We start from the raw sequence: 20762 nt of genomic DNA on the forward strand, positions 1-20762 counted from the left end.
GTATAGGCATGAAAACGTTAAAGATTTTATCTTTGTCAGTATTAGTCGCATTAGCGGGTTGTGACGGAGATGATGGTAAAAATGGTGCAAATGGCAGTAATGGTAACAACGGCTTATCAAGTTTAGTGAAACAAACGCCATTAGCTGTGGGCAGTGAGCATTGTTTAAATGGTGGTGTTGAGATTGCTTCTGGCTTAGATGATAACGGCTCAAATAGCCTTGATCCAGAAGAAGTCGATGCGACTGAATATGTTTGTAGTCCAACGGTAACGGCAATTGATTCATCACAAGCAAGTGCCACGGTAAATAGCGCTTGGTATAGCGATGGTCAACGAAAAATCACCTTGGCGAAAAGCCGTGCTGAGGCCATCGAAAATGCCAAAGGTAAAGCAAAGAATGTCATCTTATTTGTTGGTGATGGCATGGGTATTTCAACGGTTACGGCTGCGCGTATTTTAGCGGGTCAGCAACAAGGTAAAACGGGTGAAGAACATCAGTTAAGCTTTGATAAGTTTCCGTTTTCAGGTTTTGTTAAAACCTATAATGTTGATGCACAAACCCCAGATTCTGCTGGCACAATGACGGCAATGATGTCAGGTGTTAAAACAGATGTTGGCGTGATTGGCGTAGCTGAAGGTGTTAGCCGAGGCGATTGCAGCACAGTTGCCGGTCAGGAATTAGTGACGGCGTTAGAGCTTGCTGAAATTGCAGGTAAATCAACGGGAATTATTTCAACTGCCCGTATTACTCATGCAACGCCCGCGGCAACCTATGCAAAATCGGCAGATCGTAACTGGGAAGATGTTTCAGATATGCCAGCGGAAGCGGAAACTGCAGGTTGTGAAGATATCGCATCGCAATTAGTTAACTTTGAAGCTAATTTGGAACAACGTTTCAATGGTATTGACGTAGACGGTATCGAAGTTGTATTTGGTGGTGGCCGTCGTCACTTCTTACCAAAAGATGCAGCATTTAATACCGCTGATGCAGTTAGCAGTGTTGAAGGTGACCGTACTGATGGTCGTGATTTAACTGCTGAATGGAAAGCTCAGTATCCAGCGGGTAGTTATATTATTGACCAAGCTGGTTTTGAAGCGATTAACCCTGCAACAACTGAGCGTGTATTCGGCTTGTTTAATGAGTCACACATGCAATATGAAGCAGATCGCAGCAATGATATTTTAGGTGAGCCTTCACTTACCGATATGACCACTAAAGCCATTGATGTCTTAGACAACAATGACCAAGGATTTTTCTTAACCGTTGAATCTGGTCGAATCGATCATGGCCATCATGCCGGCAATGCCTATAACGCATTAAATGATGCAGTTGAATTTGCCAATGCTATTGAAGCGGCAGTAAAAGCGACAGATCCTCAAGAGACCTTAATTATTGTTACAGCCGATCATAGCCATGTATTTACTATTGCGGGCTACCCTAAACGCGGTAACCCAATTTTAGGTAAAGTGGTTGGCGTCGGTAGTGAGCAACCTTCACTAGCAGCTGATGGTATGCCTTATACTACAGTTAGCTATACCAATGGCCGTGGCTTTATGGACTTAGGTAATGAAACTGATGCGGATATGGGCTATCTACAGCCAATTGTTACTGGCTGCCAAGATTTATCAGATGTTGATACACAGGCGCCAGGTTATCACCAAGAAGCCGTGATCCCGCTAGAGTCTGAAACCCATGCTGGTGAAGATGTCGGTATTTACGCCCAAGGCCCTGGTGCACATTTAGTGACAGGCACGCAAGAACAAAGCTTAGTGTTTCATGTGATGAATCACGCCGCTAACCTTGTTGGTTTGGCTGATAAGGTTGTAAACCCATAAACAGTCGGCGTAATGTTCTAGTTAGCATTACGCCGTTTTTTAATTCGGAATTACCAATTAATTTACCCATAAAATTATCCATGAAATTATTAAATACTTTAATGGCTATAGCATTAGCTGGCTTTAACGCTTTCAGCACTTTAGCTAACCCGTTAACAGAAATTACAGGTTGTGATAGCGGCTATATTGCTCGCTTTGAATTAAGTAAGCATACAAATGCGCTTGAACAGCAGCATAGCGCAATTACTTCCTCTAGTTTTGAGCGCCTAAAGTTGGGACAACGACTTGCTCATGTTGATACTGCGAACCAAGTTATTGATATTTGGTACCAAAACCAAAACCAAAACCAAAACCAACAAGTGCAGTTAACCCGTATTTTTGAGCACTATCATCAAGGTATTGAGTACCAGCCGACGGATTTACAGTTGTCACAAACTCAAGATAAACCGTGGCAATTAGTGCCAACTCAGCTATTTAAACAAATGAAAAAAGTGTCAACATCTGGTCAAGGCTGTCAGCGCACAGAAGTATATGAATTAACGACAGATCATCAAGTTGTGCGCTTAACTTGGTTACCTGAATTAACTTTACCTCAGCAGTTTTCAATCACCGATCAGCAGAAAACAATGAGTTCAACCTTGGCATTAACGCAATTAGCTTTTGATCAAAAGACGTTAAATCAGCGCTTTAGTCACTGGGATGACGTGCGATTAACTGATTTTGCTGATATTGGCGATAATGAACAAAATCCCGTGTTGAATAAAATGATCAAACAAGGCTTTTCGCTGCCTGAAGTAGGTCATCACCACTAAAAGTTAAACAGGCAAATGTAAAGCATATTGCCTGATGATTATTCAAACAGTATAGTTAACGGTAAGGCGTGTTGGTGGTTGTCAGCTTTGCAGTTAATTGGCGTGTTATTTTTAGTTATGATTTCAATAAATGCTTTCGCAAAAGACGAAATCATTTGGTACAGCTATGATCAACCACCGGCGTCTTTTGAGCATGGCGAATATAAGGGCACAGGCTTTCTTCAGCGGGTACGCAGCCAAATAATCACTCAGTTACCGCAATATAACCATCTGAGCCAAGAAGCTAATGTTAGCCGCATGATCTACGATAAGAAGCAAGGTAAGCAAGTGTGCTATCCAGCGCTTATTCGAACCAAGGAACGTGAAAACTACATTGATTTCTCTGATCTTGCGGTAATGCATTATAAAGTGCATGTTTTGATGAAGGCAGAACAAGCGCAAGCGCTCAATTTGCACGATGAAGTGGATATCGAACAATTATTTAGTCAGCATGGCTTAGTAATGGCGCGTGTCGAAAGTCGCTCTTATACCACAGTGATTGATAAAGTACTGGCAAATCACAGTGACAAAATGCTTGATTACTCGACAAACTCCATAACTCAGTTATATCAGATGCTTGAGCGCGGACGCGTAGACATTATTTTAACGTACCCAAGTGTTGCCAATTTTAACTTAGCGCAACTTGGTATAACTGATGATTATGTATTGTTGGCGATTAAGGGCATTGACAAATTTATTGTCTCACCCGTTGGCTGTAGTAAGAGTGAAAAAAGTGAGCAGCTAATAGCTAATATTAATCTTGCTCTGGCAGAAATTAAAAAGTCATCCTGGTATTTTAGTGCCATGACTTCTTGGCTTAAACCTTCACAAATTACTGATGACTATCGGCAACATTACAATCGCTATATTGCCCAGTTACCTAACGTTGAATAGCCTTTGTTAACTTAATGTATTGCCAATATATTCAGCATGACTTTGGCGAATATAAAGTATGTTGCTCGATAATACTCAAGTCAGTATAGTGATCAATACGGTATGTAGTTGGTGGTATGCTTTGCAGTTTTTAAGCTTATTTTTGTTGGTATTTATTTCGCTTAATGCGTTTGCCAAACAAGAAATCATTTGGTACAGCTATCATCAACCACCAGCGAATTTCACGCACGGCGATGAGAAGGGCAGTGGCTTTGTTCAGCGCGTTAGGCAGCATATTATTGAGCAACTTCCTCAATATAAACATCACACACTTGAAGCTACCGTCAGTCGCATGTTTTATGATATGAAACATGGTCAACAAGTATGCTTTCCTGCGCTTATTCCAACCCCAGAGCGAAGTTCCTATATCGAATTCTCCGATATTTTAGTAATGCACTATAACGTGCAAGTGTTAATGAAAAAGTCGCTAGCGAATAAGTTAGGTTTGGCTAATAGCGTTGACTTAGAAACCTGATTTTCAAAGCACCGGTTAATTATGACAGCCATTAAACATCGCTCTTATACTAAAGAGGTCGATGCTATTTTAGCCCGTCATCAAGACTCGGTAGTTAGCCATTCCACCAATTCAATAACCTTGTTGTTTCAAATGCTGATAAAAGACCGAGTTGATTTTATGCTCACCTTTCCCAGCGTTGCTAATTACAACCTGAACTTGCTGAATAAAATTGATGATTACGTAATGCTGCCAATTGACGGAATCGACGAGTTTATTGTTTCTCGAGTTGGCTGTACTAAAAATGCTGAAAGCCAGCAGTTGATTCAAGACATCAACCATGCGCTAACTCAAATTAAACGGCAGCCTTGGTATTTTTCGTCGCTCACTTCTTGGCTTAGACCTGAGCAAATTACCGAAAAATTTAAACAGCATTATCATCAGTATGTCGAGCTTGCTCCATCTGGCTCCTAGCGCTTTGGTTTTCTTTCAGAGATGAGTGCTTGCGGCTTAGATGGAAAATTGGCGGTTACCGCTAAGGGAATTCTTGATAATATGTAGCTATTGCATTTTATTTGATGGTGTTATTCGTTGAAGTCTCGTTTTATTGCTCGCTCGTTATTACTCGTTCCATTGTTAGCACTTTCCTCTGTAGTATTTGCTAATGCAACATTTATCAAAGATAACGCGCCAACGTTTGGCACGCTTACCGGTTTTAAGGGCAGTGAGCTGTGTAAAGTTGCTGATAACACCAAAACCTATCTCACCAATTTTCCAGATGACGATAAAGCGGTACATGCAGGGGCTGTGATTGGTCATGGCATTACCCTTGAAAAGGTTGAGCAAACCTTGGCATTTATATGTCAGGTTTATCGAGAAGATGTGCGTGCAAAGCGCAATAGCCGCTTGCACGATGCTGCGTTTATCAAGCAACATTTTCAGTTAATTCGCTGGTTACCAGACACAGCAAAAGCAAATGAAATCGCATCAGCAAGTACCAATGCGGTAAAGCAGCGTATGCTAAGGGCAATTCCAAACGATCAATTATTTTTAACCAAATACTACGCCAAATTACTCGATGGCAGTGCGGTTAAAACTGAACATTACTCGCAAGCGTTATATCAATTACCTTACGATGAAGCTGGTTTAACGCAAGAACAGGCCGAGCAAGGTAAAGCTCAGCTCACTCGATTTAAATTTACCCGACAGCAAATTATTGATGGCGCGTTATTGAAAAATAATTTGGCAAAACCTTTAGTTTGGGTCTCGGAAGAGGCACTGCATGATGTGTTATTGCAAGGCACAGGTGTCTTAGAAGTTGACGGTAAAATTCGTTTTTTTAATGTTCATCGTAATAACGGTATTGCCTATGACTACAGCATTGGCAAACGTGAACAGCCGAGGTATTGGTACTTTGCGGAAGTGCCGAGTATTTTGGGTTACGGCAAAAAGATTCAGGATAAAGTCGCCATTTCACCGCAAGTGAGCTTAGCCGGTAATGTTAAGCAGTTAGGTTTAGGAAAGTTAGTGTTATTTAATTATCCGAATCAAGCCAATGCTCAGGCCCGATTAGCCATTTTGGCCGATGAAGGTGGCGCATTTGATGACAATTTATTTCAATTAGACCTATTAGCAGGTTCGTATAGAGGTTGGGATGATTATCATCAAGCCAATAAGCACTTACCAGATTATGCACAAGCATGGATTTTATTAAAGAAAGATAATGGCTAGATTAAAGCAAACCTATGAACAAAATGGCTTTTTCGGTATTGGTATTTTAAACAATGTTGACGAAGTGAATATCGGCACCTTGTGGCGTTCAGCCTATATTTTAGGAGCCGCATTTATTTTTACTGTCGATAAAAAATATAAAAAGCAATCTACAGATGTGGTGAATGCTTGGCAGAAAATCCCTTTATATCACTATGGTAGTGTCGAAGAGCTAATTAAACATTTACCCTATGATACTCGGTTAATTGGTGTAGAGTTAGATGAAAAATCTCAAGCACTTGCGACATTTAATCATCCTCACCGTTGTGTCTATTTACTGGGTAATGAACAGTCAGGCTTGCCACAAGCGGTAATTGACCAGTGTCATCAGCTTATTCAATTACCGGGTGACTATAGTTTAAATGTTTCAGTTGCAGGCAGCATTGTGATGTACGATCGAATTGCTTTTGCTCAAAAATAACCGTCAGCCCAAAGCGTATAAAGGTACAAGCTCTGGCTCGACAGGTGTAGTCTGGGAAACTGGCTTAATGTCTTTAGGTTGTTGTGTGGCGTTATCATTTTGGCCTTCAGGCTGATAACCTAACGGGGCATCAATCAATAATTGTCTGATCTCGCTAATGTTTTCATCGGCCATCGCATCGGTTAATCGATTTAATAGACTCATAACGTCGGCCCAACAAAGCGCTTGCTCATTGGCAGTTAAAATGCGCTGGTGAGCTGTTGGCTGAGCATGATCATCAATTAACAACTCTTCATAAAGTTTTTCACCAGGGCGCAAGCCACTGTATTGAATTTCAATATCGCCATCAGGGTTATCAATGTTTTTAATCGTTAGCCCCATTAAGTGAGTCATTTTGATTGCTAAATCGACAATTTTTACTGGCTTACCCATATCTAAGACAAAAACATCACCGCCTTTGCCCATCGAGCCCGCTTGCAGCACAAGCTGAGCGGCTTCCGGTATGGTCATAAAGTAACGAATGATATCTGGATGAGTAACGGTAATGGGGCCGCCTTTTTTTATCTGCTTTTTAAATAGTGGCACCACTGAGCCTGATGAACCAAGTACATTGCCAAAGCGCACCATAACAAAGCGCGTCGCATGATCGCGTTGTGCTAACCCTTGTAGCACGAGTTCGGCTAAGCGTTTTGTTGCCCCCATCACATTGGTTGGGCGCACGGCCTTATCAGTAGAAATCAGGACAAAGGTTTCTACCTCACAAAAAACTGCAGCTTGGGCGATTTCGTATGTGCCCAAAACATTGTTAGTGATGCCGGCAATAATGTTATTTTCCACCATAGGCACGTGCTTATAAGCCGCGGCATGGTAGATGGTTTGTACTTGATGTTGGTTAAAAATTCGAGTCATCAACATGCCGTTTTGGACATTGCCAATCATAGGCACTAAATCAATGCTGAGATTATGCTCGGTAAGTAGCTCAAGCAGTTCTTGATGAATTTCATACAAAAACGCTTCACTCACATCTAATAACACCAGCTTTGACGGGCTTAAGTTAACTATTTGTCGACAAAGTTCTTTGCCGATAGAGCCACCAGCGCCAGTTACTAAAACAACTTTTTCATTTATGTTGGCACTGAGTAATTCTGGAATTGGCGCTACCGGTTCTCGACCTAACAAGTCATCTACCGAGACTTCCCTAAGTTCATCTATGGCGTGTTTGCCAGAAATAATGTCGATAAGTGGTGGTACTGTCAGTAATTCTAAAGCGTATGGCTCAAACTGATCGACAACTTGCTTCATTCTGGCAGGCTTGGCATCTGATAGCGCAATTAATACTTTAAATTGACCATAGCGTTCAATTAACTTTTCAAGTTTATCCATATTGTAAACTTTGACATCGAATAGCATTCTGCCTTGATACTGGGTTTTATCATCGACAACCCCCAAAATTTGGTACTTTTTCCCGCTACCCAGCGCGTTAATAAGTTGTCGACCAGTACTGCCAGCACCATAAATAACAATAGGCTCGCGCTCTTCAAACCAGCTTTTGCCGTTACTTAAACCCACTAAAGCCCGAGCTCCAGCAATTAATAGGGAAGAAAGTACTAAAAATGAAAACGGAATAGAGCGCGGAACAAATGCGCCAAGCACTTGCGATAATAGGTAACACAGGCAAGCAGCAGATATAAGAATAACAATTATTCTAATTGATGCTTTAGCATTAAAATAACGAACAATGGATGAGTAAATGCCCAGTAAGTAAAAGCAGCTGAGTGTATAACCCGCAGTCAAGAAAAATACTAAAAACTCAGCACCCGTTAGTACGTGCCAATCACCACCTAAGCGCAGTAAATAAGAAAGAAAAAATGCAAAGCATAGTGCGGTTAGATCAAAACTTAATGCGACTAAAAATTTAATTTTGCTCGAAATAAGATCAATACGTCTGATCACAGAATAACACCTTATTATTATTGTTATACGTCCGTTTAAGGGGTGTTTCCTTATTTAGTCATTTTTACAGCATTTTGTTGAAAAGTCACACAAATATTTACATATTTTCAATCATCATTAACTTTTTACTAACGTTTGCGATAGCGTTGCAGGTTTTGTCTATTTCATTTTGGCTTAATGTCGGGTGTACTAAAAACATTAAACTGGTTTGCCCTAATTCGTGGGCATTGGGTAGTGGGTTGCTAGGCTTAAAACAGGTATCTTTAAATGCTTTTTCGTTATAGACCTCAGAGCAACTCCCCGAATAACACGGCACACCTTGCGCGACAATGGCATCAATAATTTGATCTCGAGTCCATGGCTTAGGCAATTGCTCAGGAATAATTTGAACGTAGCATTTATAGTAGCCGTGATATAGCTCACTTTCAGGCAAAGAAACCCTGAGCCAAGTGTGTTTGGCGCACTCATCTAAAATTTGCTTAGCATAGGCATTTCGAGCGTCACGCCATTTAGTCATTCGGGTCAATTGAATACGACCAATTGCCGATTGCATTTCAGTTAATCGCCAATTGGTGCCGAATGATTCATGTAACCAACGAAAGCCTGGTGGATGTTCAGTTTCATAAACAGCAGCATATGACTTACCATGATCTTTATAAGCCCATGCCTTGCGCCACAACGCTTCGTGATTGGTGGTTAACATGCCACCCTCACCGCCAGTAGTCATAATTTTATCTTGGCAGAATGACCAACAGCCAACATCACCAATACTACCAACAGATCTACCTTTGTACTGAGCACCGTGAGCTTGTGCACAGTCTTCAATAACTTTAAGGTTATGAGCTTTTGCCAGCGCTAATATCGGATCCATATCACAAGGCCAACCAGCCAAATGCACGCAAATAATGGCTTTGGTTTTTGGAGATAAAACCTGGCTTATGGTGTCGGCAGTTATATTTTGGCTGACTAGATCAACATCAGCGAATACTGGCGTAGCACCGGCATTAATCACACAACTAATTGAAGCGATAAAAGTGCGTGGCGTAACAATCACTTCATCACCTTCGCCAATATCTAAGGCTTTTAGCGCCAAATCTAATGCTAAGGTGCCATTAGCAACCGCTATCGCGTATTGGCAGTGGCTAAATTCAGCAAATTCACGTTCAAAATTTCGGCCTTCTTGCCCTGTCCAGTAGTTGACTTGGTTGGAAAGTAGTACTTGGCTAACGGCGTCAGCTTCTTCTTGAGTAAATGCTGGCCATGGTGAAAACGGAGTATTTAACATAATGGCGTTATCGCTGGTAAAGATTTTAAGGGTTTTGCTGGATTACCGGCAAAAATGGTATTTTCTGGAATGTCTTTGGTTTGAACGCCGCCCATCCCTAACATGCCACCTTGGGCAATGGTTAACCCTTGTCGAATACTGGCTCCTGTACCAACTTCGGAAAAATCTGCCAGAACCACGTTGCCAGAGATAGCTGCCATTGGTGCAATTGTTACAAAGTTACCAATACTTGTTTCGTGGCCAACCGTATTACTTAAATTCAAGATGCTATGCTGACCTATCGTGATCTCAACCGTTAAAATACAGCCTGCGCAAATAATACTGCCTTTATCCACACTAACATGACCAGACATAATCACACTAGGATGAATTAGTGTAGCAAAGACAGGCTTACCAGTGCTGATCATTTTACGATAAACCAAGTGGCGAATTCGTGGCGAACCAATGGCCAAAATAAACTCACAGTCGCCGTATTTTTGCCAATCACGGATACTGCCTAAGACGTTAACGCCTAATGCTGATTGACCATGCATACTTTCATTATCATCAAGTAAACCAACTACTTGGTAGCCACAATCGTTTGCAAGCCAGATAACTTCCTTGGCAAAGCCACCACCACCAATAATCACTAATTTTTTCATGAATCATTTCCTGTAAATTTTGCCATGGTTGCTTGCCCTTGTGCTGAAATATCGCTGCGCTTAAGCACTTTTCCTAAGGTAAGAATGAGTATTTTGAGGTCTAGCCAAAAGCTTTGATGTTGAACATACCAAACATCTAGTTCAAATTTTTGCTGCCAAGATAAGGCATTACGCCCGTTAACTTGTGCCCAACCGGTAATACCAGGCTTTACATTATGGCGCTGGCGTTGCTGTTCGGAATACAAAGGTAAATACTCCACTAACAGTGGTCTGGGGCCCACTAAGCTCATATGACCTAGTACTACATTCCACAGGCCTAGTAATTCATCTAAGCTCGAAGAGCGTAAAAACTTGCCAAACTTGGTTAGTCGTTGTTCGTCGGGTAGTAGGTGACCATGACTATCTGTTTCACTGGTCATGGTGCGAAATTTCAACATATTAAACACTTTGCCGTGCAGGCCAGGTCTTGGTTGCGTGAAAATTACTGGGCTACCAAGGTTTATGCTTACTAACAGTGCCGTGATTAAAAATATCGGCAATAAAACCATGATTAAACATAGCGCGGTAGTTAAATCAAAAAGGCGTTTAATCATGGGATTGACCTGTGACAAAAGTGACAAATTGTTGTGCTAAAGATGTTCGAGAAAATTGCTCTTTTGCTAGCTTCAAGCTCTGTTGTGCCATTTGTTGGCAACGCTGTGGGTCGCCGGATAATGTGATTAAGGCATCAGCAAAAGCTGCGGCGTTGTCTGGCGGCACTGCAATGCCACATTGATGCTCGGTGATAAGGTTTGCCACCCAACCTGGATAATTATTAATAACGGGCAGGCCTGCGCTTAAATAGTCAAAAAATTTATTTGGCGAGGTACCAAAGTAAAATGCTGGAATATTGGCTAGTACTTGTAAACCAACGTCTGCACGCCTCATTAATTTAGCCAAAGTGTATTTATCAACCGGCTCAAGAAAAACAACATTTGTTAGTTGCTCATCTTTAGCGCGATCAATTAGTTGATTTTTGAGCTTACCTTGTCCGATTAACACTAATTTAATCTCGTTTCTTTGGCGCTCTTTTAATAATGCCGCGACATTTAACACTTGTGCTAAATCATTCGCCATGCCATGAGTGCCAGTAAACACAGCGATAAATTCATTGTCATTAATATCGTCTGGTTGCCACTTCGCTTGTTGGTCGAAAATAGCAAAATCACAGCCATTGGGAATAAGCGCTACTTGATGCTTTTCTAGATAAGTTGCGCTAAGGTGACGTTCAATTCCCTGTTTAATGCCTGGTGATAAGGCAATATGACGATCAGCACTCTTATACGCTAACCACTCTAAGGCACTTAACATTGAAATAACGAGGGGGTTAGTAATCACGCCCATCGCTTTAGGTAACTCTGGCCACAGATCACGCACTTCAAAAATAAAGGTTTTTTGTCTAAACCATTTGGCGACAATGCCGGGTATCGCTGCGGTTAGTGGCGTGGTTGTTGCAAAAACTACATCATATTCTTCAGTAAATACCACTTTGATACTGTGCCATGCAAAGGACAAAAACGCTTTGCTGCGTTCGATAAAGCTTTGCTTGTTGGCGTAGCTTAATTCAAACTCAATGACTGTAATACCATTGACATTACCCTGTCGTTTGCCATGAATAAACGGCATCGACAAGCCGGTATTGCCGCCATCATATGAACCACAAACAATGGTTACCTGATGTCCTGCGTTAACTAGGGCATGTGCCATTTCATAAGATCGAATGCCGATGCAACCGTCTGGGGTCGAAAAGTGCTGATGAAAGTAAAGTATGTTCATGTTGCCCAATTAATTTTTGTTGTTATTTGGCATGCATCCTGACTGGTTATTGTTAATACAGGGATTGCAGATTCGTGAAGGTAATACCTTGACTCTGATTCATTGATTAATTCGATCTTACAATCACCTTGACTTGATTGCACCTGAATTGTCGCTAAATCTGAGCGTAAATAATTGCCTGATAAAAGCCAGTTTGCAGGTATCAGCCGCCAAGTCAGCACGACGTTTGAATTAAAGCCTGCTAACGTATCTTCAACAATTAACTGGGTGTCCGCTAAGGTGACTATGCGCTGGTGTTGATTATGTTGGTAGTCGCGGTAACGGCAAATTAGTTGAGAATCATTGTGCTTTAGTATTAGAGCTTTTATCCATTGCCCGTATAGAAAACGTGAAATTTTAGGCATTTGCTCTTGATGATCAAATTGAGCGGTATTGTGTGCCCCGGTGGATGGAAAATAATGCTGCTTTTCCGGCAAGCAATTGTAGCTATAGCTACCGGCATCGCGCAGCAAATTTACGCTGCCTAGCCATAAATCAAGGTGAAGTGCATCGCAGCTTGAAGGTCTAAATTTGGCTTGCGGTGTGCGTAAATTCACACGTACTTGCTGACTGGTGAGCTGCAGCACTTCTTCAGTTAAACGGTGTTTTTGATAAGCTGCTATCGCAGTAGATTGCTTAAGATCTTGATTTTGCGGGCTGAGCAGCATGCTTAGCTGTTGATATTCACCTGATTTGTCATACAAAAATGCGTTATGGAATAAGCCAAATGCCCATTGCACGCTCGGGCGATAATCTCGATAATCGCAGTTGGTAATGGGAAATAGTCTGGCGCCGTCATTCGCGCCTATATTGGCAACATCACCTGTGCTTTTGTCAGTCAATTGACCTAACCAACTCGCCGCTTGTTGAGCGTTTCGATAAAATTTTGCTGAAAATTTCGTAAGGTTAAACTGACGCCTAGCTTGTTCGGCAAAACATAAAGTATCTAACATTAAACGGTGATAATTTGTCGAGTATTGGCTAAACGATCCATCATTGCTAATAAGCTTTTTAACTCGGTTCTCAAGCCAAAATCGCCCTTGCTTTTGCCAGCGCTTTGCTCGAGTTAACTGTTGATGTGTTAAATATTTGGGTTGAGATAATAACAAGCTAGCGCCAACAAATAGCGCACATGCCTCACTGGTACCGTGGTTATTATCTTGTGCCATTGCATAAAAGCGTGTTGGCGATATTCGCTGTAAATGCTGCTCAACCAAGTTCAGTAAACCGGTACTGGCTGAGTCTGATGATAAAATAAATTGTGCCGCAATTAGGTGAATAACTCGAATAGAAGCTTCTTGACCGCAACGCCAGTTAACGCCGGTGTTTGCTGGATTGTTTAATTGCCAGTCGTTGAGCCAGTCATTGGCTTTATTTAACCAAATCGGATCGCCAGTAGCTCGGTAATTACAACTAAACACCATTAGCCAATCAAATCGTGATAGCTCCCAAACCGTTTTTATATCACCAATCGTTAAGTTAAATTCGTTTAACTCACTCCAATGAATGTCATTATTTGTGATGACCTGCTCACTATTAACTGCCTTAAACCAGTTGGGGATGTTAACAGTGTTTATTGTAATCCAACCAAAAGCTTTTAAAGGAACGGTTGATAAGTTAGTCAGCTTGTTTGTTGTTGCATTTTTTCTAAAGTAATCAACTCTTTCGGTTTGAGGAGGGCGACAAGGTTGAATGCGTTTAAAGTAGCCAAGCTTAATCATAATTCGATAGCATAATACCGAAAGCAGGTTTAATGACCCGAGTGCGAAATAGGTGCTTAGCTTTAGCCTTAACTTATTCAATGTCTTTAGCCTTAATACGCTTAACTTTTTTGGTTTTTTAATTGTTCTGCCGCTTCAATTGAGATGCGGGCAACTTCAAATATCTCATCGCTGGCAATGGGGCTGGGTAAGCCTTGTGCGATAGCGTCGATAAATTGCTGCACACATTGTTGTTGCCCTTTATCTTGTTGCCATAAATTCAATTTACTAAAGCCAGTAAAGCCAAAGCCTTTTAATTTTCTGAAGTTGTTGAGTTGCAATATTTTGCCTTCAGAAAACACCTCAATACGTTCTTTGGGGAATTTGGCAGAGCCATTGGCAAAATAATGAATAGTGCCGAAGCTACCGTCTGCAAAGGAAAGGGTGATGCTTGCAATATCGTCTACTATATTTGTGGTATTTTGCTTACCCATACGATGTGCTTGCACTGAAGTGATAGGCGAAGCGGCTAAAAATCTCATTAAGTCAATAAAGTGACAGGCTTCGCCAATAATTCTACCGCCACCTATTTCTGGATTTTGCGTCCAATGGTCTTGCGGTATGGCACCTGCGTTAATGGTCATAATGAAAGATTTTGGTGCTTTAATAGGGGTTAGCAACGCTTTCATTTTCACGATATGTGGGGCAAATCTTCGGTTAAAACCCACCATTAAATGACATGGAGCGTGCTCACTAGCTTTTTTGTAGGCTGCTGCGACCTGCGCTAATTGATTGAGATTTATTGCAAGTGGTTTTTCAACAAACACATGCTTGCCATGGAGCAAGGCTTGTTCAACAAATTGAGCATGTGTGTGATGCTGAGTAACAATGGCAACAGTATTAATCTCTTGATTGGCGAGCAATCCATTAGTATCTGTCGTTGCAGATTGGAAACCATTAGCTTTACCGTGAGTTACGCCATTTAACCCCGTCGATGTCGCAATAGTGTGCAGTTGGGCGTTGCTTTGCTTAAATGCGGGGATCAGAATTCGAGAGCCATAATTTCCTGCACCAATAAAGCCAACAATCGGTTTATTTGGGTTGTATTTTTTGGGCGTGTGAAGCGCAATATTTTTGTTTAGTTTTTGCTGGCGGTGATCATGTTGTTGGTAGTTAAGCAAAATACCTAAAGCAGCCGGTTCATCAGTTAATAATTGGTAGGCTTTTTCTGCTTCATCAAATAAGAAGCGGTGACTAATTAATGGTTTTACATTGAGTTTACCTGCAGCCATCATATCTAGAATGGCGACAAAATTTCGTTGCTCTGTCCAGCGAACAAACCCTGTGGGATAATCGTGGCCGCTATATTCGTAATCTGGCTCGTATCGCCCAGGGCCATAAGAGCATGAAACCTGAAAACTTAACTCTTTTTCATAAAACTCACTGCGATTAAGCGTTAATCCTGTGACGCCTACTAAAACAATTCTACCGCGTTTTCGCGACATCTGTGCTGCATTTGAAACGGGATCACTTGATGTTGTCGAGGCGGATATGAGCACAGCATCAACACCTTGACCACGGCTGAAACTCATACCTGCGGTGACAGGATCTTCGCCTTGGGCTGGGTTGCAAATTGATGCACCAAATGATTGCGCAATGTCCAGTTTTTGCTGATCAAAATCAATGGCCAATACCCGACAACCATTGGCAATCAGTAATTGTATGGTCATCAATCCAATTAAGCCGGCACCAATAACAACAACACTTTCACCTAATGTTGGTTTTGCTAAACGAAGGCCTTGCAGACCAATAGCACCTAATACGGTAAAGGCAGCGGATTCATCGTCAACATTGTCTGGAATTTTGGCCGCCAGATTTTTACCAACACGGACAATATCGGCATGTGGTCCATTAGAAACGACCCTGTCATCTAACTGGAATGTATCGGCACCAGCACCAACGTCGATAACCTTACCAACATGGCAATAACCTAATGGCAGCGGTTGACTTAATTTGGAACGAACGGCATCAATGGTGGTCAGCAAGCCATCGGTTTGAATTTTGTCCAACACCATTTTAACTTTATCTGGTTGTTTGCGTGCTTTATCGATTAAAGAGGCTTTACCAAAGTCAACGAGCATGCGCTCAGTACCTGTGGAAATTAACGTTACACTTGACTCGATCAACAGATGGTTTTTGATGACATCAGGTGCGGGAGCCTCAACAATACTTGTGGTGCCATTACTCATGTCTTGTAAAATTTGTTTCATTGATTGGCCTCACTACTTAAGTCTGGCTTTAGTAAATATCGCTGGATAATATCGATCGTTTGTTGATGTTTTTGTTGCGGTGTTAGCATTTGATGATAAATGTTACTGCCAGCAGTTACTAGTTGTTGATATTGATCATTATTGGTCAACAACAGGTTCATTTTCTCTGCAATATCTTCAGATTTTTCCGGTTGAATATATAGTGCCGCACCTTGGCAAACCTCTCTAGCAAAGTCTGCATTTGTGGTGATTACTGGTGTCTTAGAAGCAAAAGATTCCGGATAGACGGCGGAAAACGTTTCAATAAAGCTCGGTAACACCGAGCAAAACGCGACGCTATATAATTTTACAATATCGGCGATTTGCACTTTTCCTAAGTTAATTACCTGATTGGTCACATTCAATCGCGAAATCAACGGTTTATATTGCTGTTGAAAAGTTTCCTTAGGCATTGTCAGCACTAGTTTAAAATTGCTTTGGTTAAATTGTTTTTTTAAATGCTCAGCAGCATAAATTAACTGAACTAAATTTTTATGTGGGTAATCAGCAGCTAATGCAATAAAAAGCTTATTTTGATATTGAAGTGGGATGTTGTTAATTGACACTTTAGGTTGTTTGGCAAAGTTCACGCCGAAATCAATACAGGTATTAGCAACAACATGGCATCGCTTGGCTGGTACTTTTAAGCGCTGAATAAACCCGTTTAAAGCTGTTTGCGTTTCAAGTACCCAGGCATCGGCTTGTCGAATATGCCATGCGTAATATAAATATTTGAATAATGATTTTAACTGGTGTAATGGCTTGTGAGGGTAGGTTTGTTTTAAGGTTTTTAAACTACCATGTGTTACCCAGCCATTAGCAAAGCCAGTTAGATGAAAGCTCTTAAAGTTAAGATAGCTTGGACCAAATAAAGTAAACACTAAGTCGGGCTGGATACTGCGTTCGAATGCTAATGCTAACGAACGAGCGTGTTTATTGGTGGCAGGACTATCGCTTAGCACTAATAATTGTTCAGCAGGAATTTGGATATTTAAGCCTTCAAGCTCGCTCAGTAATTCTTGATGGACAATGTAAAACCAGTCTATTTTTGGTGCGGGCAGCGTTAAATTGACTTGAATAAAATTTACCGCGGCCTGCAATGCGCCACCCTTGATTAGATTGCCAAAATTGGCTATTACTTTGCCGTTAATCATCTCGCTTCCCGTTAAAGGCATGGATAAAGCCGGCAACCATTACGTCCATTGAGCAGTGAGCTTGGTAATCTTTAAAGGCCTGTTTCCCCTTTTTTTCGGCAAGTTCTGGGTGAGCCATCAATACTGTTAGTTGATGAGATAAATTGGTTACTTGGTCGCATTCTTCTTTTGCGTCGTACCAAAACGAATTGTTTTGATTTAACAGCCAAGTTTCAGGCCCATGTGGCTCAATACTGTTTGACAAGGTTGGTACGCCGTAGGCAAAAGCGTGGTTGACGCCCAAACCCATAGGGCCAGGCGAAACATAAGCAATGGCTTTATCAAAATGCTGTTTTAGTGCTTGATCGCTAGTGGTAGCACCTAAAAAAGCAACCTTTGCCTCAATTCTTAGTGACTTTGCAAGTAATTCGAGTGACGTTTTCTGGTCGCCGTCTCCGATAATAGTCAATGAAATATCCGAAGTTGTTTCTTCTGTGGCCACAGCTTGCGCAAAAGCTTTGATCAGCACATCAACACGCTTTCTTGCTTGTAATCGACCAACAAACAAAAATTGATGGCGATGTTGTGGGCTACGTCCTGCGTTACTAATATATAAGGTGTTGTTGGCGCTATATAATTTGTGCTGATTAAAACCAAATGTTTTAACTGTATTGAGCTTTTCTTCGTTGTAAAGAATCAAGCCTTCACTTTTATTCACCAGCCATTTTCGCAGATAGTTACCGCATGTATTTTTGCCTAAACCATGTCCCCAAAGTAGGTATTTACCGCGAAAGCGTCTAAATAGCCAAACAATGTTCATCAACCAATGTAAATCAAACATGGCAACGACAATATCAAAGTCATTTATTGGCGGTAATAGACGTTGAATATGGAGCCCAAAAATCAATGTTTTGGGGGCAATAATTTGTTCAAAATCACAATGACTATCATTTTTAGCACCTGAATGGACCACGGTAATTTCAAACCCTTGCTTAGCGAGTTGATTATAAAAACCTACGCGGTAATCAAATAATACGTTTTGTAAAAATAGAATTTTCATGACGTTCTTTTTATAAAATTCTCTACCGTATTCTTTTTCAACGAGACAAATAACAGCCACCATAATAGATAGTTTTGGTAACTGAAAATAATGGCATTGGGCTCAACTAAGGTTGGAAATAAGCTACAAATCAAAACGATTAAGATGCCAATAACTTTCTTTTGCAGCCGATGTCGCTGATAAAACACTAAAAATGAATAAGCTAAGTAACCTAAAATAAATAACGGTAAAAAGACACCATATTCGATAAATAATCTTAGCCAGACATTATGAATTTCATTGCTAACATGCTGAAGCGAGAAGTATTGTTTATAGCCATGAGGACCAAAGCCGAACAATAAATCTAGTGGGCCATTGATCATGTTAAATGCCATAGTGTAGTGGTCTAAACGTCCTGCGCTAAAATCTGCACTGCTGGCTTGAGTTAAGCGATCAAGCCGCAAGTGAACAGTGAGCATATCTGAATTTATTAGTGAGAAAAGCATCGCCAGTATGGCAAATATCATCAGGTAGCGAATCTTTCCGTAGTAAATAAAAAGTAAGCTTGCGGTGATGACTGAAGTTAATAAACCTCCGCGGCCACCACTTGCCAATTGTGAAAAAATGATGGTGATAAAGGCGATTAAATATAAATACCTAATTTTCCGTTCGGTAATGAGAAATTGCCAAATAAGAAACGCAGCACAACATGCTAATCCGCTAGACCAACCGGTTCTTGTCGTAGAAAAACCTGATTTATGCAGCCGGACTTGATGATCAAAATTGTAAAGATTACCAACTACAAGCCAATCAATAATCGTTATAGAGCACACAACAACCATTACTATAGCTATTGCAACAGGCAGTCGCTCGTAGAGGCGATCATCATTTAAAGACCAAGTAAACCCAAGCAATAAGCCTAGCAAAATAATATATCGACTAAGTACGTGAAACCCTTCCTGACTTTGGTTCAGTAATAGTGATGGCAATGAAAGGATAATAATGCCTACAATAAGAAAGGCACCGCTGCTTTTTATAACGCCTGAGCGAAAATAAAACGTATGAAACGAAAAAATTATAGGCGCAGCAATGATGATAAGTGCGGTCGCGTGCTTAACGATATTAAACACACTAGGCTGTAATAAAAAAAACCAATAAATGGGTCCAGTCGCTATATACCAAGGTACCGCTAATCGTAAAAAAGACTGCCAATTCACAGCGCCAACTTCCTTGAATAGAATTGTGTACCTAAACAAAGCACGAGATATGACATTAACGTACTGAATGCAGCACCGACTATGCCGATATATGGGATTAATAAAATATTGGTAGCAATGTTAATGACCGCAGCAGTTATGGTAAAAATTGGAATAAATGCCGTTTTTTCTAACCAAGAAAAGCGGACGTTAGCTTGTAAATAAAGTGGATAAATACCATAAGCAATGGAAAGCAAAGCGAGCACCGTACCATTGTAGAGCTCTGATTTACCTATTAATGTCAATGCATACGGCGCAAGCATATTAAGCAATAACAACGCGATTAATGCGATGATTAACGAATAGTTAAGAATTTTACCTAATGTTTTTTCAACAACGACTTTGCTACGTTCTTGGTAAATGCCGGATTCGAGCACAATATTAAGAATTGCATAAACAAAAAATATGCCGCTGGCAATTGCATTCAAAAAAGCATATTGACCAAGCTGCTCAGACGTTACTGACTTCGCTAACATTAATTTATCAATATGCCCTAAGCAACTGCCGGCGACTACATGGAGTATTAAAGGAGCACCAAAGGTTAGTGACTTTTTAAAAGAAGAGGTTGTCGTGGCTGAAAAAATTGTCTGGCTGTAATGAACGTATCCAATTACACAGAAAAGTAAGACAAGAACTGCTTCGTAAATAATGAGATGAGTAGCGCTAGGGGAGTACCATGCAAGCAAAATGATGCCGACGCATTTGAGGGTATTCATCACCACTCTAAATACGAAAAAACCATATGTATCTTCGAGCGCACGGGCATGGTGAATATGCAGCGTTAATTGACTGTTAGCGAACAACCATAGCATGATGATTAATGGGTTAATTGCTATTTGTATGACGTCTTGTTCAATCAACCAATAAAGCACTGTTGCCATAAGCAACGCAGCAACAATACTGAGCAATGTTGCCGCCGTTCTAATTGCATTGTCATTGGCCAAATAACGCAATATAACTCGTTCTTGGCCTGAGCTCGCGATAGCTGAAAAAATCAAACTTGTTGCTATTGCGACAGAATAAATTCCAAACTGCTCGACAGGTAATAAAATACCAGCGAGGCTAAACGCGAGCCAATTTAGCCCTCTAGCAATAGCTTCAATACTACCTACACCCATCAAAATTTCTATCCTAACCAGTTAACTACGAATTGATGAGGAAGCTTTGTGAAAGCGACATTTAAAAATACGTATATAGAATGTTAAATTTTTATTATTTGACCAATTATTTCTGATCAGCGTCTTGATGTAAACGAAAGTATTTAACCTTAATTTCTTCATGTACCTTGCAAAGTAAGAAGCAAAGACAAAACCTTAGTTGGCTTTTTT

18 protein-coding genes are annotated in these 20762 nt (G+C 40.9%); 7 read left to right on the top strand and 11 right to left on the bottom strand.

Annotated features, from left to right (window positions below):
• Nucleotides 1-8: 8 nt before the first annotated feature.
• The 7 genes from ACOB82_RS13745 to ACOB82_RS13775 all read left to right on the top strand — a co-directional run bounded on the left by ACOB82_RS13745 (nucleotide 9) and on the right by ACOB82_RS13775 (nucleotide 6264).
• Entirely contained in the window at nucleotides 9-1835 is a 1827-nt protein-coding gene (locus ACOB82_RS13745; protein ID WP_448213545.1) for an alkaline phosphatase, read from the top strand.
• 101 nt (nucleotides 1836-1936) lie between these two features.
• Complete coding sequence (locus ACOB82_RS13750) at nucleotides 1937-2647, top strand: hypothetical protein (RefSeq protein WP_448213546.1); 711 nt, start codon at nucleotides 1937-1939, stop codon at nucleotides 2645-2647.
• Between the two features lie 78 nt (nucleotides 2648-2725).
• A complete protein-coding gene (locus tag ACOB82_RS13755; RefSeq protein WP_448213547.1) occupies nucleotides 2726-3580 on the top strand; it encodes a TIGR02285 family protein in 855 nt (284 codons plus the stop codon).
• 58 nt (nucleotides 3581-3638) lie between these two features.
• The gene (locus tag ACOB82_RS13760; RefSeq protein ID WP_448213548.1) at nucleotides 3639-4094 is read left to right on the top strand and encodes a hypothetical protein; all 456 of its coding nucleotides are present in this window, start codon (nucleotides 3639-3641) and stop codon (nucleotides 4092-4094) included.
• 21 nt (nucleotides 4095-4115) lie between these two features.
• Nucleotides 4116-4547 carry a hypothetical protein gene (locus ACOB82_RS13765; protein WP_448213549.1) on the top strand — a complete coding sequence of 144 codons (432 nt, stop codon included), beginning with the start codon at nucleotides 4116-4118 and terminating at the stop codon, nucleotides 4545-4547.
• A gap of 117 nt (nucleotides 4548-4664) precedes the next feature.
• Nucleotides 4665-5804 (top strand): MltA domain-containing protein, encoded by a 1140-nt coding sequence (locus tag ACOB82_RS13770; protein WP_448213550.1) that lies wholly within the window; start codon nucleotides 4665-4667, stop codon nucleotides 5802-5804.
• Entirely contained in the window at nucleotides 5797-6264 is a 468-nt protein-coding gene (locus ACOB82_RS13775) for an RNA methyltransferase (RefSeq protein WP_448213551.1), read from the top strand. The genes ACOB82_RS13770 and ACOB82_RS13775 overlap by 8 nt, the downstream gene beginning before the upstream one ends.
• A 3-nt stretch (nucleotides 6265-6267) precedes the next feature.
• Here ACOB82_RS13775 and ACOB82_RS13780 read toward each other — a convergent pair whose 3' ends face one another.
• The 11 genes from ACOB82_RS13780 to ACOB82_RS13830 all read right to left on the bottom strand — a co-directional run bounded on the left by ACOB82_RS13780 (nucleotide 6268) and on the right by ACOB82_RS13830 (nucleotide 20552).
• The gene (locus ACOB82_RS13780; RefSeq protein WP_448213552.1) at nucleotides 6268-8217 is read right to left on the bottom strand and encodes a polysaccharide biosynthesis protein; all 1950 of its coding nucleotides are present in this window, start codon (nucleotides 8215-8217) and stop codon (nucleotides 6268-6270) included.
• Nucleotides 8218-8314: 97 nt separating this feature from the next.
• On the bottom strand, nucleotides 8315-9502 hold the full coding sequence (locus ACOB82_RS13785) for a DegT/DnrJ/EryC1/StrS family aminotransferase (RefSeq protein ID WP_448213553.1): 1188 nt from the start codon (nucleotides 9500-9502) through the stop codon (nucleotides 8315-8317).
• A complete protein-coding gene (locus ACOB82_RS13790) occupies nucleotides 9496-10143 on the bottom strand; it encodes an acetyltransferase (protein ID WP_448213554.1) in 648 nt (215 codons plus the stop codon). The genes ACOB82_RS13785 and ACOB82_RS13790 overlap by 7 nt, the downstream gene beginning before the upstream one ends.
• Entirely contained in the window at nucleotides 10140-10736 is a 597-nt protein-coding gene (locus ACOB82_RS13795) for a sugar transferase (RefSeq protein WP_448213555.1), read from the bottom strand. Before ACOB82_RS13795 ends, ACOB82_RS13790 begins: the two co-directional genes overlap by 4 nt.
• Nucleotides 10729-11958, bottom strand: coding sequence for a glycosyltransferase family 4 protein (locus ACOB82_RS13800; RefSeq protein WP_448213556.1), 1230 nt, complete (start codon nucleotides 11956-11958; stop codon nucleotides 10729-10731). Before ACOB82_RS13800 ends, ACOB82_RS13795 begins: the two co-directional genes overlap by 8 nt.
• Nucleotides 11955-13718 carry a heparinase II/III domain-containing protein gene (locus tag ACOB82_RS13805; protein ID WP_448213557.1) on the bottom strand — a complete coding sequence of 588 codons (1764 nt, stop codon included), beginning with the start codon at nucleotides 13716-13718 and terminating at the stop codon, nucleotides 11955-11957. The genes ACOB82_RS13800 and ACOB82_RS13805 overlap by 4 nt, the downstream gene beginning before the upstream one ends.
• 101 nt (nucleotides 13719-13819) lie before the next feature.
• Nucleotides 13820-15967, bottom strand: a complete 2148-nt coding sequence (locus ACOB82_RS13810; RefSeq protein ID WP_448213558.1) for a bi-domain-containing oxidoreductase — start codon at nucleotides 15965-15967, stop codon at nucleotides 13820-13822.
• The gene (locus ACOB82_RS13815; protein ID WP_448213559.1) at nucleotides 15964-17160 is read right to left on the bottom strand and encodes a glycosyltransferase; all 1197 of its coding nucleotides are present in this window, start codon (nucleotides 17158-17160) and stop codon (nucleotides 15964-15966) included. Before ACOB82_RS13815 ends, ACOB82_RS13810 begins: the two co-directional genes overlap by 4 nt.
• Nucleotides 17153-18199: a glycosyltransferase family 4 protein gene (locus ACOB82_RS13820; RefSeq protein WP_448213560.1), complete on the bottom strand. Its 1047-nt coding sequence runs from the start codon at nucleotides 18197-18199 to the stop codon at nucleotides 17153-17155. The genes ACOB82_RS13815 and ACOB82_RS13820 overlap by 8 nt, the downstream gene beginning before the upstream one ends.
• A complete protein-coding gene (locus tag ACOB82_RS13825; RefSeq protein ID WP_448213561.1) occupies nucleotides 18196-19395 on the bottom strand; it encodes an O-antigen ligase family protein in 1200 nt (399 codons plus the stop codon). The genes ACOB82_RS13820 and ACOB82_RS13825 overlap by 4 nt, the downstream gene beginning before the upstream one ends.
• Nucleotides 19392-20552: an oligosaccharide flippase family protein gene (locus ACOB82_RS13830; RefSeq protein ID WP_448213580.1), complete on the bottom strand. Its 1161-nt coding sequence runs from the start codon at nucleotides 20550-20552 to the stop codon at nucleotides 19392-19394. The genes ACOB82_RS13825 and ACOB82_RS13830 overlap by 4 nt, the downstream gene beginning before the upstream one ends.
• Nucleotides 20553-20762: the final 210 nt, after the last annotated feature.

It is taken from the genome of Colwellia sp. MEBiC06753 (assembly GCF_053470325.1).

Excerpts from the sequence above, each read along its gene's own strand:
- ACOB82_RS13745 (WP_448213545.1), top strand. The coding sequence starts at position 9 with ATGAAAACGTTAAAGATTTTATCTTTGTCAGTATTAGTCGCATTAGCG.
- ACOB82_RS13750 (WP_448213546.1), top strand. The coding sequence starts at position 1,937 with ATGGCTATAGCATTAGCTGGCTTTAACGCTTTCAGCACTTTAGCTAAC.
- ACOB82_RS13760 (WP_448213548.1), top strand. The coding sequence starts at position 3,639 with ATGTTGCTCGATAATACTCAAGTCAGTATAGTGATCAATACGGTATGT.
- ACOB82_RS13765 (WP_448213549.1), top strand. The coding sequence starts at position 4,116 with ATGACAGCCATTAAACATCGCTCTTATACTAAAGAGGTCGATGCTATT.
- ACOB82_RS13775 (WP_448213551.1), top strand. The coding sequence starts at position 5,797 with ATGGCTAGATTAAAGCAAACCTATGAACAAAATGGCTTTTTCGGTATT.
- ACOB82_RS13785 (WP_448213553.1), bottom strand. The coding sequence starts at position 9,502 with ATGTTAAATACTCCGTTTTCACCATGGCCAGCATTTACTCAAGAAGAA.
- ACOB82_RS13790 (WP_448213554.1), bottom strand. The coding sequence starts at position 10,143 with ATGAAAAAATTAGTGATTATTGGTGGTGGTGGCTTTGCCAAGGAAGTT.
- ACOB82_RS13795 (WP_448213555.1), bottom strand. The coding sequence starts at position 10,736 with ATGATTAAACGCCTTTTTGATTTAACTACCGCGCTATGTTTAATCATG.
- ACOB82_RS13800 (WP_448213556.1), bottom strand. The coding sequence starts at position 11,958 with ATGAACATACTTTACTTTCATCAGCACTTTTCGACCCCAGACGGTTGC.
- ACOB82_RS13805 (WP_448213557.1), bottom strand. The coding sequence starts at position 13,718 with ATGATTAAGCTTGGCTACTTTAAACGCATTCAACCTTGTCGCCCTCCT.
- ACOB82_RS13810 (WP_448213558.1), bottom strand. The coding sequence starts at position 15,967 with ATGAAACAAATTTTACAAGACATGAGTAATGGCACCACAAGTATTGTT.
- ACOB82_RS13815 (WP_448213559.1), bottom strand. The coding sequence starts at position 17,160 with ATGATTAACGGCAAAGTAATAGCCAATTTTGGCAATCTAATCAAGGGT.
- ACOB82_RS13820 (WP_448213560.1), bottom strand. The coding sequence starts at position 18,199 with ATGAAAATTCTATTTTTACAAAACGTATTATTTGATTACCGCGTAGGT.
- ACOB82_RS13830 (WP_448213580.1), bottom strand. The coding sequence starts at position 20,552 with ATGGGTGTAGGTAGTATTGAAGCTATTGCTAGAGGGCTAAATTGGCTC.